This is a genomic window from Roseateles saccharophilus (assembly GCF_031458095.1).
Classification (GTDB): domain Bacteria; phylum Pseudomonadota; class Gammaproteobacteria; order Burkholderiales; family Burkholderiaceae_C; genus Pelomonas; species Pelomonas saccharophila_A.
The window spans coordinates 246,715-261,511 of record NZ_JAVDXU010000003.1 but is presented as its reverse complement, the minus strand read 5'-3'; the positions used below and the strand labels follow the sequence as shown (position 1 = coordinate 261,511).

The window sequence follows — 14,797 nt, the reverse complement described above, 5'->3', positions numbered from 1 at the left end:
GGTTCAGCGGGTCAAACCGGGTGTGCCAGGTCACGCAGATGCGTCGGCCCGACGCGCTTCTCGATCTCTGCCAGCAGCGGGCGGCCCCAGCCCAGCATGAACATGGCCTCGCCGACGACGAACATCGGGCCGACCAGCAGGCCGACGAGGTCGTCGACGAAGGCGGGCTTCTTGCCCTCGTAGTAGTGGCCGACGAACTGGAAGACCCAGCCGACAACGAAGCTGCCGATGCCGATGACCAGCCAGCCGGTGGTGGTGGTGCTCTGGACCAGGGTCATGGCCAGGGCCGTCAGCACGCCGTTGACGATGGCGGTGGCGGCACCGAGCACGAGGTTGCCGCGCGTCAGATACCAGAGGGCGCTGAGGCCCCACAGGATGATGGCGGCGTTCATCGGGGTGCGGCCCAGATCGAACTCCGCCCGGGCCAGCAGCATGCTGATGGCGAAGACGATGAGGGGGATGCCGACGAAATGGGTGGCGATATTGCGGCGGTCGCGGTGGTATGCCGCGTATTGCGCCATCAGGTCGAGGGCAGGGCGGAACAGGCTGGCCATGGTGGGGCTCCCTTGAGGAGGATGGTGGCTATGCTAGTCCAGCATGGCGCCCGGGCGTTGTGCACAGGCTGACAAAAGACTCCAGGAAACCCCCGAAATGAGCGTGCATGCGACAGCCACCCGGCGCCTGTTACTGGCCTTTGCACTTGCCGGCCTGGCCGGCTGTGCCACCCCGCCGCCGTCTGCCGGCGCGCCCAGCCCGGAGCAAGGCAACGAACTGCGCGTTCTCGTCTTTCGCGGCGGCACGGCCGCGCGACTGGGCCACAACCATGTGCTGCGCGCCGCCGATTTGCGAGTGGACTGGCCGGCGGTCGGGCCGGTGCTGAGCTTTCGGCTCGACGCGCTGGACATTGACCCGCCCACCCTGCGTGCCGTCCTGGGCCAAGCGTTCTCGAGCGCGGTGGACGACGCGGCCCGCGCCGGCACACGGGCCAATCTGCTGAAGGCCCTGGACGCCGTGGCCCATCCCGAGGTGGTCGTGCGCACGCTGCACCAGCAAGGCGAGGGCAGCCGGCGCGCCGTCGAGGCCGAGATCACGCTGCATGGCGTGACGAAGCGGCAATGGTTCGTGGTGGATGTCGAGGGAAAACGCGCGCGCGGCGAGGTGGTGGTGCGCCAGAGCGATTTCGGCATCCAGCCCTTCACGGTGTTGGGCGGTCTGCTGGCGGTGCAGGACGCACTGGTGGTGCAGTTCGTCCTAGTCGAGCCTTAGCCGCATCAGGTCCTTGGACAGGCTGCGGCCGTCGTTGAGGCGGATCGCGTCCGGCAGGCAGCCGTAGCGCACAAAGCCCTGGCTTTCGTAGAGGCCGATGGCGGCGCGGTTGGTGGACGTCACGCTCAGCGTCACCTGGGCCAGCCCCGGCGTGGCCTTGAGCCTGGCGATGGCTGCGATCAGCAGGTCCCGGCCGATGCCGCGGCCACGGTGGGTGTCGGACACCATCATGCCGATCAGGTGGGCGTTGTGCTGCACCTTCAGACGCGGCTCGCGCTCGCAGGTCAGGGCGCCGACGAGGCGGCCCTCGTCCAGGGCCACCAGCGTGAACAGCGTGGCGCCGCCACCGGCCAGGCGGTTGCGGTAGCTGCTGAGATCGCGCTGGGCCTCGGTCTCGGCGTCCGACGTGAAGGCCTCGGGGTGGCCGGCCAGCATGGCGTCCCGCAGCGCCTTGTAGGCCAGCAGGTCGGGCTCGAGCATGGGGCGGATATGGGCCTGGATCACAGGTCGGTGAGGTGGTTCAGGTTGGCAAAGGCGGCTTCGTCGTCGAAGTGTGCGACGCCATGCGGCCGGCTGCGCATCCAGCCGAGCACGGCCCGACCGGCGGTCGCGAGATGGGCCCTCAACGGTTGGCGCAGGCGGGCATGCAGCAGGGCATGGGTGGGGTGCTCGCGTGCTGCCTGGGCAAAGGCCAGGCCATGGGCTTGCGCGACAGCGAGCAGGCGCTGGGCGAGGTCCAGCGGCAGGCGCGGGCAGTCGCAGGGCGCCGTCAGCAGCCAGGCGTCGTCGGGGAGGGCTTCGAGGCCGGCCAGCATGCCGGCCAGTGGGCCGGCGAACTCCAGGCCGGGCGGGTCGGTCAGCACCTCGCGGCCGAGGGCGGCATAGATGTCGAGGTTGCGGTTGGCGCTGATGCGCAGCATGTCGGCCTGGGGCCCCAGGCGCTCGATGACATGGGTGACGAGCGGCCGGCCGTCCAGCAACTGCAGGCCCTTGTCCACACCCCCCATGCGGCTGCCGCGGCCGCCGGCCAGAACCAGGGCGTGAACCTCAGCCACCGATGTAATGCATTTCGACGCGTGGTTCCGCCGCGGCGCCCGCCGTGCCGCGCAGCTGGGAATAGCGATCCTCGCGGCCGCCCCAGACGCTGGCGATGGCGCTGGCCAGTTGGCCGTCGTCCACCGGTTCCACGCCTCGCAGCAGGCCGCGCAGGTCATGGCCGCGATGAGCAAACAAACAGGTGTAAAGCCGCCCCTCGGTCGACAGCCGGGCGCGGTTGCAGTCGCCGCAGAAGGCCTGGGTGACCGAGGAGATGAAGCCGACCTCGCCGCGGCCGTCGGCATAGGCCCAGCGCTCGGCCGTCTCGCCGGGGGCGCTGTGCGACAGCGGCGTCAACGGGAATTCGGCGGCGATGCGGCGCTGCACCTCGCTGCTGGGCAGCACCTGGTCCATGCGCCAGCCATTGGTGGCGCCGACGTCCATGTATTCGATGAAGCGCAGCACCACGCCACCGCCATGGTTCTCGCGGAAATGGCGGGCCATGGGCAGGATCTGGTCGTCGTTGACGCCGCGCTGCACCACCATATTGACCTTGATCGGCCCCAGGCCCGCGGTCTGGGCGGCGCGGATGCCGTCCAGCACGTCCGCCACCGGGAAGCCAACGTCGTTCATGCGCTGGAAGACGGCATCGTCCAGCCCGTCCAGACTGACCGTCAGGCGCTTGAGGCCGGCGGCCTTCAGGGTGGCGGCCTTCTTGGCCAGCGTCGACCCGTTGGTGGTCAGCGTCAGGTCCAGCTCGCGGCCGTCGGGCGTGCGCAGTTCGGCCAGCATGCCGATGAGGGTTTCCAGGCCGCGGCGCAGCGTCGGCTCGCCGCCGGTGATGCGCAGTTTTTCGACGCCCAGGCCGACGAAGACCCGGGCCAGCCGCGTGATCTCCTCAAAACTGAGGAGATCGGCGTGGGGCAGGAATTCGTGGTGTTTGTCGAAGACCTGCTTGGGCATGCAATAGCCGCAGCGGAAATTGCAGCGGTCCGTCACCGAGATGCGCAGGTCGCGCAGCGGCCGGCCTAACGTGTCCGCCAGAGGCAGGGCGGGCGAAACCGACCCCGGGGCAGGGGGCGGCAATGCCACCCGCGCGGGGCGGGCGTCGTGCAGGGGAATCACGCGGGCCGACATGGGGCAATTGTGTCAGCGACAGAAAGCCCGGGACTTGCGGCGGGCCAGCGCCCGCGCTTGAATCGCTGGCAATGTCCGAGATCCTCCACCCCGACCTGCCGCAGTTCGTCTCCTTTGGCGAGGCGCTGACCGATCTGATCCGCACCGGACCCGACCGCTGGCGCAGCGCCTGCGGCGGCTCGCCCTGGAATGTGGCGGTCGCCATGTCGGCCCTGGGCCAGCTGAGCGCCTTTGCCGGCGCCATCAGCCAGGATCCTTTCGGTGCCGAGATCTGGCAGTGCAGCCAGGAAGCCAACCTGGACATGCGCTTCATCCAGCAGTTGCCGCGGCCGCCGCTGCTGGCTGTCGTGCACGAGGTCGACCCGCCGCGCTACTTTTTCATCGGCCAGGACAGCGCCGACCTGCATTTCCGCCCCGAGGGCCTGCCCATGGGCTGGACGCGCGGCCTGCGCTGGGCCCATTTCGGCAGCCTGGGCCTGGTGCGCGAACCCCTGGCCGGGCGGCTGCTGGCCCTGGCCCAGGCGCTCAAGAGCGAGGGTCGTCTCATCAGCTACGACCCCAATTTCCGCGCGCCGCCCATGGACTCCAGCTACGACGACACGCTGGAGCAGATGTGCCGGCTGGCCGACGTCATCAAGGTCTCCGACGAGGACCTGCGCGGCCTGTTCCGCCTGCCCGACCACCGGTCCGGCCTGGCCCAGATCGCCGCCTGGAATCCCGGCGCCTGGCTGCTAATGACTCGCGGCGAGGCCGGCGCGACGCTGTACCACGGCGTGGAGGAGGCAACCGGCCGGCCGCCGCGGGTGGACGTGGTCGACACCATTGGCGCCGGCGACTCGGCCATGGCCGGCCTGCTGGACAGCCTGATGCGGGATGCCGGCGCACCGGCCGAGCACCATCTGCGCTGGGCCCTGGCGGCGGGGGCGGCTGCCTGCACGGCGCCGGGCTTCGCGCCGCCGCGGCCGGGTCATGTGGCGGCCTTGGTGGATGGCGTCGAAATCCTCAAGGACTAGGGTTTTCCCGCGCCTCACTTGATCTCGATCAAGTGGCCTTCTACGATTAACCGACCGGTCGGTAGAGGAATTCCATGTCCGAGCAATTGATCCAGATCGAACAGCAGGGCGGCGTGCGCCTGCTGCGCCTGAACCGCCCCGAGGCGCTGAACGCCTTCACGGCCGCCATGCTGGGCCAGCTCCGCCAGGCGCTGGAAGCTGCGGCCATGGATGGCGCGACGCGCTGCGTGCTGATCACCGGCGCCGGCCGCGCCTTCAGCGCCGGCCAGGACCTGGCCGACCCGCATGTGGCGCCCAGCCGCGAGGCCGGTGCAGCGCCCAAGGACATCGGCCACATGCTGGACCACTACTACATCCCGGTGGCTCTGCGCCTGCGCAGCATGCCGGTGCCGGTGGTGGCCGCCGTCAACGGCGTAGCGGCCGGCGCGGGCGCCAACATGGCCTTCGGCTGCGACCTGGTGCTGGCCGGCGAGAGCGCCAGCTTCCTGCAGGCCTTCTCCAAAATCGGCCTGATCCCGGATTGCGGCGGCACCTGGTTGCTGCCTCGCCTCGTGGGCCGCGCCAAGGCACTGGAAATGGCGCTCCTGGGTGACAAGCTCAAGGCCGTGGACGCCGAACGCATCGGCCTGATCTCACGCGTCGTCCCCGATGCCGAACTGCAGGATCAGGCCATGGCCATCGCCCAGAAGCTGGCCGGCATGCCCACCCGGGCCCTGGCTGAGACGCGCCGCGCGCTGGACGAAGCCTTGAAGCTGGATTTTGAATCGGCCCTCAAGCGTGAGGCGGCGCTGCAAAGCCAGGCCGGCTTTGCCTACGACTACCAAGAGGGCGTGGCGGCCTTCATGGACAAGCGCAAGCCTGAATTCAGGGACCGTTGATGGAGCCGCAGGCCATTGCAGAGAAGGTTCGCGACGTCATGCTCGCCGATGACGCGGCGAGCAGGATGTTGGGCATGCAGATCGTCGAGATCTCCCCGGGTCGCGCCGTCGCGACGATGACGGTTCGCGCCGACATGCTGAACGGCTTTGCCATCTGCCATGGCGGTCTGATCGCGACGCTGGCGGATTCGGCCTTTGCCTTCGCCTGCAACAGCCGCAATGCGCTGACGGTGGCCTCGGGCTTTGGCATCGACATCCTGAAGTCGGCCAAGCTCGGCGATGTGTTGACGGCCACCGCCGAAGAAACATCGCTGGCCGGCCGCACGGGCCTGTACGACATCACCGTCAAGAACCAGAACGGCGACCTGATCGCGATGTTCCGTGGCCGCTCCTACCGGCTGGCCGAACGAAAGGTTTTCGAAGCATGACCGTCAAAGCCCCTCGTCCCGGCGACCTGGAAGCCATCGAGACCGCCAGCCGCGACGAGCTGCAAGCCCTGCAGCTCGAGCGCCTGCGCTGGAGCCTGCAGCACGCCTACGACAACGTGGCGCACTACAAGGCCAGTTTCGACAAGGCCGGCATGCATCCGTCCGACCTGAAGACCTTGGCGGATCTCGCCAGGTTCCCCTTCACGACCAAGCACGACCTGCGTGCCAACTACCCCTTCGGCCTGTTTGCCGTGCCGCGCCAGAAGCTGGCCCGCATCCATGCCTCGTCGGGCACGACGGGCAAGCCGACGGTGGTCGGCTACACGCTGAAGGACATCGACAACTGGGCCAACCTGGTTGCGCGTTCCATCCGCGCCGCCGGCGGCCGCGCCGGGGACCTGGTGCATGTGGCCTATGGCTATGGCCTGTTCACCGGCGGCCTGGGTGCCCACTACGGTGCCGAGCGCCTGGGCTGCACCGTCATCCCGATGAGCGGCGGCCAGACCGAGAAGCAGGTGCAGCTGATCACCGACTTCAAGCCCGACATCATCATGGTGACGCCCAGCTATATGCAGGTGCTGGTGGAGGAATTCACCCGCCAGGGGCTGGATGCGCGCGAGTCGTCGCTGAAGGTCGGCATCTTCGGTGCCGAGCCCTGGACCGAGGCCATGCGCCGCGACATCGAGGCCAGCGCCGGCATCGATGCGGTCGACATCTACGGCCTGTCTGAGGTGATGGGCCCGGGCGTCGCCAGCGAATGCATCGAAAGCAAGGACGGCCCCGTCATCTGGGAGGACCATTTCTATCCCGAGATCATCGACCCGGACACCGGTGAGGTGCTGCCCGACGGCAGCGAGGGCGAGCTGGTCTTCACGTCGCTGTCCAAGGAAGCGATGCCCGTCATCCGCTACCGCACCCGCGACCTGACCCGCCTGCTGCCGCCCACTTCGCGCAGCATGCGTCGCATGGGCAAGATCGTCGGCCGCAGCGACGACATGCTCATCATCCGCGGCGTCAACCTCTTCCCGACCCAGGTCGAGGAGCTGGTGCTGCAGGAGAAGGCCCTGGGGGGGCAATACCAGCTCGTTGTCACCCGTGATGGCCATCTGGACGAGCTGTTGATCCGCTGCGAGCTGGCCCTGGGCGCCACCGACGACGGCATTGGGCGTAGGCTCGCGGAGCGCATCAAGAACCTGATCGGCGTCACGGCCACCATCCAGGTCGAGCCCAACAATTCCATCGAACGCACGTTGGTCGGCAAAGCCCGCCGCGTCGTCGACCAACGCAAGAAGTAAGGAGCCCGCCATGTACACCCAAGCCATGGATCTGATGGCGCGGGAAGCCAAGCCCAAGGTCGTCAAAAGCGCCGAGGAGCTGGCCCGCGAGGAAGCGTTTGAAGCCCGTATCGATGCCGGTGACTTCATCGAGGCCAAGGACTGGATGCCCGAGCACTACCGCAAGACGCTGGTGCGCCAGATCAGCCAGCATGCCCACAGCGAGATCGTCGGCATGCTGCCCGAAGGCAACTGGATCACGCGTGCGCCGACGCTGAAAAGAAAGGCCATTCTCTTGGCCAAGGTGCAGGACGAGGGCGGCCATGGCCTCTACCTCTATGCCGCCGCCGAGACCCTGGGCACCAGCCGCGACGAGATGACCGAGGCGCTGCTGTCGGGCAAGGCCAAGTACAGCTCCATCTTCAACTACCCCACGCTGACCTGGGCCGACATCGGCGTCATCGGCTGGCTGGTGGATGGCGCGGCCATCATGAACCAGGTGCCGCTGTGCCGCTGCTCCTATGCGCCCTATGCACGGGCCATGATCCGCGTCTGCCGCGAGGAGAGCTTCCATCAGCGCCAGGGCTACGAGAGCCTGCTGACCATGATGCAGAAGGGTACCGATCAACAAAAGGCCATGGTGCAAGACGCCGTGGACCGCTGGTGGTGGCCGTCGCTGATGATGTTCGGCCCGGCGGACAAGGATTCGCCCAACTCCGAGCAGAGCATGCGCTGGGGCATCAAGCGCGTCACCAACGACCAGCTGCGCCAGAAGTTCGTCGACGCGACCATCCCCCAGGCCGACATCCTCGGCGTGACGGTGCCCGACCCGGCGCTGAAGTGGAACGCCGAGCGCGATTCCTATGACTTCGGCGACATCGACTGGGCCGAGTTCTGGCGCGTCGTCGGCGGCGAAGGCCCCTGCAACCGCGAGCGCCTGGCCGCCCGCAACAAGGCCTGGGACGACGGCGCCTGGGTGCGTGACGCCGCCCTGGCCCACGCCCGCAAGCAAGCCGTGAAACAAGAGGCAGCGTAATGAGCAATCCGAAAAACGAATGGCCGCTGTGGGAAGTCTTCGTCCGCAACAAGGCGGGCCTGGACCACAAGCACTGCGGCAGCCTGCATGCGCCCGACTCGGCCATGGCCATCCAGATGGCGCGCGACGTCTACACCCGCCGCCAGGAAGGCACCAGCATCTGGGTCGTACGCTCTGAGCAGATCGTCGCCAGCGACCCGGCCGAGAAGGGCAGCCTGTTCGACCCGGCCGACGACAAGGTCTATCGCCATCCCACCTTCTATGAGCTCCCCGACGAGCTCAACCACATGTGATGGACGCCAAGACCACCTACGTCCTGCGCCTCGCGGACACCTGCCTCATCCACAGCCAGCGCCTGTCCGAGTGGGCCGGCCATGCACCGGTGCTGGAGGAAGACCTGGCCCTGGCCAATATTGCCCTGGACCTGCTGGGCCAGGCGCGTGCGCTGCTGACCCATGCTGGCCAGCTGGAAGGCGCGGGCCGCGATGAAGACCAACTGGCCTTCCTGCGCGAGGAGCGTGACTACCGCAACATCATCCTCGTCGAGCTGCCCAATGCGGCGGCCAGCCCCAGCGACGGCGGGGGCGGGCGTGACTTCGCGCTGACGACGCTGCGCAATGCGGCGATGGCAATCTGGCTGGAGCTGCTGTTTGATCGCCTGCAGACCAGCCTCGACAACGAACTGGCCGGCATTGCCGCCAAGTCGCTGAAGGAAGTGCGCTACCACCGCCAGCATTCCAGTGACTGGGTGGTGCGCCTGGGCGACGGCACGGATGAGTCCAGGGCCCGCATGCAGGCGGCGCTCAACGTGCTGTGGCCTTATTTCAACGAGCTGTTCGCCGCCGATGGCGTCGATGGCGTCGGCCCCGCCTGGGACGAGCTGGAGGACGAGTGGCGCGCCCGCTGGGCCACGCTGATGCAGGAAGCGACGCTGACCCTGCCACGTGAAAGCGCCATGCAGCCGCGCGGCATCGACGGCATCCACAGCGAGCACATGGGCCACATGCTGGCCACGATGCAGTTCCTGCAGCGCAGCTATCCGGGCGGAACCTGGTGATGAACCTCTCCGCCGCCCGCGCCAAGCTCGCCGCCGTGCCCGACCCCGAGATTCCGGCGGTCAGCCTGGTGGAGCTGGGCATCGTGCGCGATCTGCGCGAGACGGCTTCGGGCGTCGAGGTCGTGCTGACGCCGACCTACAGCGGCTGCCCGGCCACCGAGCTGATCGCCGACGACGTGCGCGCGGCGCTGGCCGAGTTTGGCGACGTGACCGTCACCATGCAGCGCGCTCCGGCCTGGAGCACCGACTGGATCACGCCAGAGGGCCGCGAGAAGCTGCAGCAGTACGGCATCGTGCCGCCGCAGTGCAGCGCCGAGCAGGCCATCCGCATCGTGCCGCGCCTGCGCTGCCCGCGCTGCGACAGCAGCAGCACCCAGCAGCTGTCCCGCTTCGGCTCCACGGCCTGCAAGTCCACCTGGCGCTGCATCGAGTGCCTGGAACCCTTCGAATACTTCAAACCCATCTGAGATGGCCTTGCACTTCCACCCCCTGCGCGTGACCTCCGTCGAGCGCGACACCGACGACGCCATGGTCGTCGGCTTCGAAGCGCCGCCCGAGGGCTTCGGCTTCGAGCCCGGCCAGTACCTGACCCTGCGCGCCAGCGTCGGCGGCCAGGAGCTGCGCCGCAGCTATTCCATCTGCTCCGACCGCCGCCTGCAGGTCGGCATCCGCCGCGTCGACGGCGGGGCCTTCTCGAGCTGGGTGCATGATCAGCTCAAGGCCGGCGACGTCATCGAGTCCTATCCGCCCCAGGGTCGCTTTGTGCTGCCCGCATCGAGCGAAGGCCGCCATGTGCTCTTCATCGCCGGGGGCTCGGGCATCACACCCATCATCGCCCTGCTGACAGCGCTACTGGAGCGCGAGCCGAATGCCCGCGCGACGCTGATCTATTCCAACCGCCGCACTGCGTCGACGATGTTCAAGGAAGAACTCGAAGACCTGAAGAACCGCTTCATGACGCGGTTGTCCCTGCACCTGATCTTCAGCCGCGAAGTCGTCGACGCGCCGCTGTATGGCGGGCGGCTCGATGCCGGCAAGCTCAGCGCCTTCCTGTCCGGCCCGGTGCCGGCGGCCAGCATCGATCAAGTGTTCATCTGCGGGCCCTTCGAGATGAACGACCAGGCCGAAGCCGCGCTGCTGGGCTCGGGCATCCCGGCCGAACGCATCCATATCGAGCGCTTCGGCACGCCGGAGACGCTGTCAGGCAAGCCGGTGCCGCACGAGGTCAAGCCGGGCGATGCGCCCGAGGCCCGCGTGACCGTCATCCGCGATGGCCTGTCTCGAGAAATAGAGTTCCATTCCAGCGACCCCAGCCTGCTGGATGCCGCGGCGCGCGAGGGCATGGATGTGCCTTTCTCCTGCAAGAGCGGCGTCTGCTCCACCTGTCGCTGCAAGCTCATCGAGGGCGAGGTGCGGATGGACAAGAACTTCGCGCTGGACAAGGCCGAGGTCGCCGCCGGCTTCATCCTCAGCTGCCAGGCGCACCCCCTGACGGAACGCGTCGTGATAAGTTTCGACGAACGCTGATGGCCCGCAAACGCGCCCCTGGCTTTGAAGCCCAGCGCGAGGACATCCTCGCCGCGGCCGCCCATCTGTTTTCCGAGCAGGGCTTCAGCGCCACCTCCATGAACCAGGTCGCCGAGGCCTGCGGCGTGGCCAAGCCGACGCTGTACCACTACTTCCAGGACAAGCAGGAGCTGCTGGCCCAGATCTGCGACAGCCATGTGCATGCCCTGTCGGCCCTGGTGGAAGAGGTCAAGGCCCAGCAACTGGCACCCGACGCCCAGCTGCGCGCCCTGATCGAGCGCTTCACGCGCTCCTATGCCGATGCCCAGGCCCAGCACCGCGTGCTGACCAGCGAGATCAAGTTCCTGGCCGATGCCGAGCGCGAGCGCCTGCTGGACGTGGAGCGCCGCGTGGTCAGTGAATTCGCGGCCGCCATCTGCCAGGTGCGGCCGGAATTGCGCGAGGCCAGGCTGCACAAGCCGCTGACCATGCTGCTTTTTGGCATGATCAACTGGACCTTCACCTGGCTGCGGCCCGACGGCGATCTGTCGCACGAGGCGCTCGCGGCCCTGGTCAGCGATCTGTTCTTCGGCGGTCTGGGCGCAGTGCAACTGCGCCAGCCCGCCCTCATTCAATAAACCGAGGAGACGACCCCATGAAGCAATTCAAGCATCTCGCCCTGGCTTTTGCCGCCATGCTGAGCCTGTCGGCCCAGGCCGATATCAATGTCGGCGTCACGCTGTCGGCCACCGGCCCGGCCGCCTCGCTGGGTATTCCGGAGAAGAACACCGTCGCGCTGATGCCCACCACCCTCGGCGGCCAGAAGGTCAACTACATCGTGCTGGACGATGCCTCCGACACGACGACGGCCGTCGCCAATGCGCGCAAGCTCATCACCGACAACAAGGTCGACATCGTCATCGGCTCCACGACTTCGCCCAACTCCCTGGCCATGATCGACGCCGTCTCCGAAGCCGGCACGCCGATGATCTCCATGGCTGCTTCGGCCCGCATCGTCGAGCCCGTCGACGCCAAGAAGAAGTGGGTCTTCAAGACACCGCAGAACGACATCATGATGGCCCTGGCCATCGTGACGCATATGGTCGACAACGGCATCAAGACGGCCGGCTTCATCGGCTTTGCCGATGCCTATGGTGAAGGCTGGTGGGGCGAGTTCAACAAGATCGCCGCGACCAAGAAGCTCAATATCGTTGCCAGCGAGCGCTACAACCGCACGGACACCTCCGTCACCGGCCAGGTGCTCAAGCTCGTCGCCGCCAAGCCCGACGCCATCCTCATCGCCGGCTCGGGCACGCCCGCGGCCCTGCCGCAAAAGGCACTGAAGGAGCGTGGCTATGCCGGCAAGATCTACCAGACCCATGGCATCGCCAACAATGACTTCCTGCGCGTCGGCGGCAAGGACGTGGAGGGCACGCTGCTGCCCGCTGGCCCGGTGCTGGTGGCCGCCCAACTGCCGGCCGACCACCCGGTGAAGAAGAGCGCCCAGGACTACATCGCCAAGTACGAGGGCGCCCACGGCAAGGGCAGCGTCTCCACCTTTGGCGGCCATGCCTGGGATGCCGGCCTGCTGCTGGCTGCCGCCGCCCCCGAGGCCCTGAAGAAGGCCCAGCCGGGCACGCCCGCCTTCCGCGCGGCCTTGCGCGACGCGCTGGAGAACGTGAAGAACGTGGCCGGCGCGCATGGTGTGTTCAACATGTCCGCGGGTGACCACCTGGGCCTGGACCAGCGCGCCCGCGTCATGGTCCAGATCAAGGACGGCCAATGGGTGCTGATCAAGTGAGCACGCTGCAGAGCTATATCGCCGGCCGCTGGGTCGGCGAACGCGCGGCCAAGCCGCTGGCGAGCGCCATCAACGGCCGCGTCGTCGCCCACACCCACGAGGAGGGCCTGGACTTCGCCGAGGCCATGGCCTATGCGCGCGGCACGGCCTTGCCGAACCTGCTGCGCTCGCACTTCCAGGACCGCGCCCGCGTGCTGAAGGCCCTGGCCGCCTATCTGATGGAGCGCAAGGAAGAGCTGTACGCAATCAGCGCCCACACCGGCGCGACGCGCAGCGACTCGTGGATCGACATCGAGGGCGGCATCGGCACCTTGTTCGCCTATGCCTCCATCGGCGGGAAGGACCTGCCCAGCAGCAATGTGCTGCATGAAGGCCCGCCGATGCGCCTGGGCGCCAACAACCACTTCATCGGCAGCCATGTGATGGTCCCGAAGCGTGGTGTGGCCCTGCACATCAACGCCTTCAACTTCCCGATGTGGGGCATGCTGGAGAAGTTCGCGCCCAGCTTCCTGGCCGGCATGCCCTGCCTGGTCAAGCCCGCCACGGCGACCAGCTATGTAGCCGAGGCCTGCGTGCGCTTGATCGTTAATTCGGGCCTGGTGCCGCTAGGGGCCCTGCAGCTCATCATCGGCGGCACGGGCGATCTGTTCGAGCGCCTGGACGAGTCCGATGTCGTGACCTTCACCGGCAGCGCCGACACCGCGCTGATGCTGAAGGCCCACCCCAACCTGCTGAAGAAGAGCATCCCCTTCAACGCCGAGGCCGACAGCCTGAACTGCGCCATCCTGGCGCCGGACGTGACGCCGGATGACCCGGAATTCGACCTCTTCATCAAGGAGGTCGCCCGCGAGATGACGGCCAAGGCCGGCCAGAAGTGCACGGCCATCCGCCGCACCCTCGTGCCCGCCAAGCTCGTCGATGCGGTTGCTTCGGCTCTGAAGGCGCGCCTGTCCAAGACCGTGGTGGGAGACCCCGCTATCGAAGGCGTGCGCATGGGCGCCCTGGCCAGCAAGGCCCAGCAGGCCGACGTCACCGAGCGCGTCGCCCAGCTGGCCCAGAACTGCGAGCTGCTGCTGAGCGCGCGTGACGGTTTTGCACCCAAGGGCGACAACGTCAGTGAAGGTTCCTTCTTCGCACCGACGCTGCTGCTGGCGCGCGACTCGGCCGCCAGCGATGCCCACCACCTCGAAGCCTTCGGCCCGGTGACGACGCTGCTGCCTTATGGCGATTTCGACGAGGCCCTGCATCTGGCGACCCTGGGCCGCGGCAGCCTGGTCGGCACCGTCTGCACCAAGACGCCGGCCTTGGCCGCGCAGGCCGTGCCGACCTTTGCCGCCTGGCATGGCCGCATGCTGGTGCTGGACCGCGAAGCCGCGCTGGAGAACACCGGCCACGGCTCGCCGCTGCCCAAGCTCAAGCATGGCGGCCCCGGCCGCGCCGGCGGTGGCGAGGAGCTGGGCGGCCTGCGCGCCGTCAAGCATTATCTGCAGCGCTGCGCGGTGCAGGGCTCGCCGACGATGATCTCGGCCGTCACCGGCGAGTACCAGCGCGGCGGTGCCGTCACCGAGAGCGAGGTCCACCCCTTCCGCCGCTACTTCGAGGACGTCGAAGTGGGCATGAGCCTGCTGACGCACCGCCGCACGGTGGGCGAGGCCGACATCGTCGCCTTCGGCGGCCTGTCGGGCGACTATTTTTATATGCACTTCGACGAGGTGGCTGCGAAAGAGTCGCCTTTCGGCCAGCGCATTGCACATGGCTATTTCGTGCTGTCGGCTGCGGCGGGCCTGTTCGTCAGCCCGGCGCCCGGCCCGGTGCTGGCCAACTACGGCCTGGAGAACCTGCGCTTCGTCACGCCGGTCGCCATTGGCGACACCATCCAGGCACGGCTCACCGCCAAGCGCAAGATCGACCGCCCGCCGCGCGACGACCAGCCCGCCCAGGGCGTCATCGGCTGGGACGTGGCTGTGACCAACCAGCGCGGCGAGCTCTGCGCGAGCTACGAGATCCTGACGCTGGTGGCCAAGCGCATCGCCGGATGAACGCAGAGCAGGCCCGAGCACTCGCCTTGGGCCTGCCCGGCGCGGTCGAGAAGCCGCATCACGAGCTGACGTCCTTCCGCCTGCCCGGCGCCAAGGGCAGGATCTTCGCGACGATGACGCCCGACGGTGCCGAGTTGCGCGTCTTCATCAAGGACGAGGCGGCGCGGGATGCCTGGATTGCGCGCGAGGCCGGTGTCGTCGAGCCGCTGTTCTGGGGCGCCAAACGCTGCGGCGTGAAGCTGCCGCTGGCCAAGGCCAAGCCGGCCTGGGTCAGGGAGCTGCTCGCGCAGTCCTGGCGCGAGAACGGCGGGCAGGGCGCCGCGTGAA

Annotated in this window: 18 protein-coding genes; 14 read left to right on the top strand and 4 right to left on the bottom strand. The window is 68.0% G+C overall.

The features are described 5' to 3' along the window. Positions 1–11 precede the first annotated feature (11 nt). Positions 12–554: an Mpo1 family 2-hydroxy fatty acid dioxygenase gene (locus J2X20_RS20185; RefSeq protein WP_310268512.1), complete on the bottom strand. Its 543-nt coding sequence runs from the start codon at positions 552–554 to the stop codon at positions 12–14. A 97-nt stretch (positions 555–651) separates the two neighbouring features. On the opposite strand from J2X20_RS20185, the gene J2X20_RS20180 reads away from it, so the two are divergent. After that, a complete protein-coding gene (locus J2X20_RS20180; protein WP_310268510.1) occupies positions 652–1,266 on the top strand; it encodes a YceI family protein in 615 nt (204 codons plus the stop codon). Here J2X20_RS20180 and J2X20_RS20175 read toward each other — a convergent pair. The 3 genes from J2X20_RS20175 to moaA are packed head-to-tail and all read right to left on the bottom strand — an operon-like array spanning position 1,252 to position 3,438. Next, complete coding sequence (locus J2X20_RS20175) at positions 1,252–1,746, bottom strand: GNAT family N-acetyltransferase (RefSeq protein ID WP_310268507.1); 495 nt, start codon at positions 1,744–1,746, stop codon at positions 1,252–1,254. The two genes, J2X20_RS20180 and J2X20_RS20175, sit on opposite strands and share 15 nt — an antisense overlap. A gap of 20 nt (positions 1,747–1,766) precedes the next feature. Next, positions 1,767–2,321 carry a molybdenum cofactor guanylyltransferase MobA gene (gene mobA / locus J2X20_RS20170; RefSeq protein ID WP_310268504.1) on the bottom strand — a complete coding sequence of 185 codons (555 nt, stop codon included), beginning with the start codon at positions 2,319–2,321 and terminating at the stop codon, positions 1,767–1,769. Continuing rightward, positions 2,314–3,438, bottom strand: coding sequence for a GTP 3',8-cyclase MoaA (moaA, locus tag J2X20_RS20165; protein WP_310268502.1), 1,125 nt, complete (start codon positions 3,436–3,438; stop codon positions 2,314–2,316). Before moaA ends, mobA begins: the two co-directional genes overlap by 8 nt. A gap of 71 nt (positions 3,439–3,509) precedes the next feature. Between moaA and J2X20_RS20160 the strand changes: the two genes are divergently transcribed. The 13 genes from J2X20_RS20160 (at position 3,510) to J2X20_RS20100 (ending at position 14,796) form a co-directional block, all read left to right on the top strand. Further along, positions 3,510–4,451, top strand: coding sequence for a carbohydrate kinase family protein (locus tag J2X20_RS20160; RefSeq protein WP_310268500.1), 942 nt, complete (start codon positions 3,510–3,512; stop codon positions 4,449–4,451). Between the two features lie 74 nt (positions 4,452–4,525). Next, the gene (locus J2X20_RS20155) at positions 4,526–5,329 is read left to right on the top strand and encodes an enoyl-CoA hydratase-related protein (protein ID WP_310268497.1); all 804 of its coding nucleotides are present in this window, start codon (positions 4,526–4,528) and stop codon (positions 5,327–5,329) included. Continuing rightward, positions 5,329–5,757, top strand: a complete 429-nt coding sequence (gene paaI, locus J2X20_RS20150) for a hydroxyphenylacetyl-CoA thioesterase PaaI (protein WP_310268494.1) — start codon at positions 5,329–5,331, stop codon at positions 5,755–5,757. Before J2X20_RS20155 ends, paaI begins: the two co-directional genes overlap by 1 nt. Then, positions 5,754–7,052 carry a phenylacetate--CoA ligase PaaK gene (paaK, locus tag J2X20_RS20145; protein WP_310268491.1) on the top strand — a complete coding sequence of 433 codons (1,299 nt, stop codon included), beginning with the start codon at positions 5,754–5,756 and terminating at the stop codon, positions 7,050–7,052. The genes paaI and paaK overlap by 4 nt, the downstream gene beginning before the upstream one ends. Before the next feature lie 10 nt (positions 7,053–7,062). Then, positions 7,063–8,067 carry a 1,2-phenylacetyl-CoA epoxidase subunit PaaA gene (paaA, locus tag J2X20_RS20140; protein ID WP_310268489.1) on the top strand — a complete coding sequence of 335 codons (1,005 nt, stop codon included), beginning with the start codon at positions 7,063–7,065 and terminating at the stop codon, positions 8,065–8,067. Then, positions 8,067–8,360, top strand: coding sequence for a 1,2-phenylacetyl-CoA epoxidase subunit PaaB (gene paaB, locus J2X20_RS20135; RefSeq protein ID WP_310268486.1), 294 nt, complete (start codon positions 8,067–8,069; stop codon positions 8,358–8,360). Before paaA ends, paaB begins: the two co-directional genes overlap by 1 nt. Next, on the top strand, positions 8,360–9,124 hold the full coding sequence (gene paaC / locus J2X20_RS20130; RefSeq protein ID WP_310268484.1) for a 1,2-phenylacetyl-CoA epoxidase subunit PaaC: 765 nt from the start codon (positions 8,360–8,362) through the stop codon (positions 9,122–9,124). Before paaB ends, paaC begins: the two co-directional genes overlap by 1 nt. Further along, positions 9,124–9,591, top strand: coding sequence for a 1,2-phenylacetyl-CoA epoxidase subunit PaaD (gene paaD / locus J2X20_RS20125; RefSeq protein WP_310268480.1), 468 nt, complete (start codon positions 9,124–9,126; stop codon positions 9,589–9,591). Before paaC ends, paaD begins: the two co-directional genes overlap by 1 nt. A gap of 1 nt (position 9,592) precedes the next feature. Continuing rightward, positions 9,593–10,651, top strand: a complete 1,059-nt coding sequence (gene paaE, locus J2X20_RS20120) for a 1,2-phenylacetyl-CoA epoxidase subunit PaaE (protein ID WP_310268478.1) — start codon at positions 9,593–9,595, stop codon at positions 10,649–10,651. Further along, positions 10,651–11,268, top strand: a complete 618-nt coding sequence (locus tag J2X20_RS20115) for a TetR/AcrR family transcriptional regulator (protein ID WP_310268475.1) — start codon at positions 10,651–10,653, stop codon at positions 11,266–11,268. The genes paaE and J2X20_RS20115 overlap by 1 nt, the downstream gene beginning before the upstream one ends. 17 nt (positions 11,269–11,285) lie before the next feature. After that, positions 11,286–12,431, top strand: coding sequence for an ABC transporter substrate-binding protein (locus J2X20_RS20110; RefSeq protein ID WP_310268473.1), 1,146 nt, complete (start codon positions 11,286–11,288; stop codon positions 12,429–12,431). Beyond that, complete coding sequence (paaZ, locus tag J2X20_RS20105; RefSeq protein ID WP_310268469.1) at positions 12,413–14,470, top strand: phenylacetic acid degradation bifunctional protein PaaZ; 2,058 nt, start codon at positions 12,413–12,415, stop codon at positions 14,468–14,470. Before J2X20_RS20110 ends, paaZ begins: the two co-directional genes overlap by 19 nt. Continuing rightward, positions 14,467–14,796 (top strand): MmcQ/YjbR family DNA-binding protein, encoded by a 330-nt coding sequence (locus J2X20_RS20100; protein WP_310268467.1) that lies wholly within the window; start codon positions 14,467–14,469, stop codon positions 14,794–14,796. The genes paaZ and J2X20_RS20100 overlap by 4 nt, the downstream gene beginning before the upstream one ends. Position 14,797: the final 1 nt, after the last annotated feature.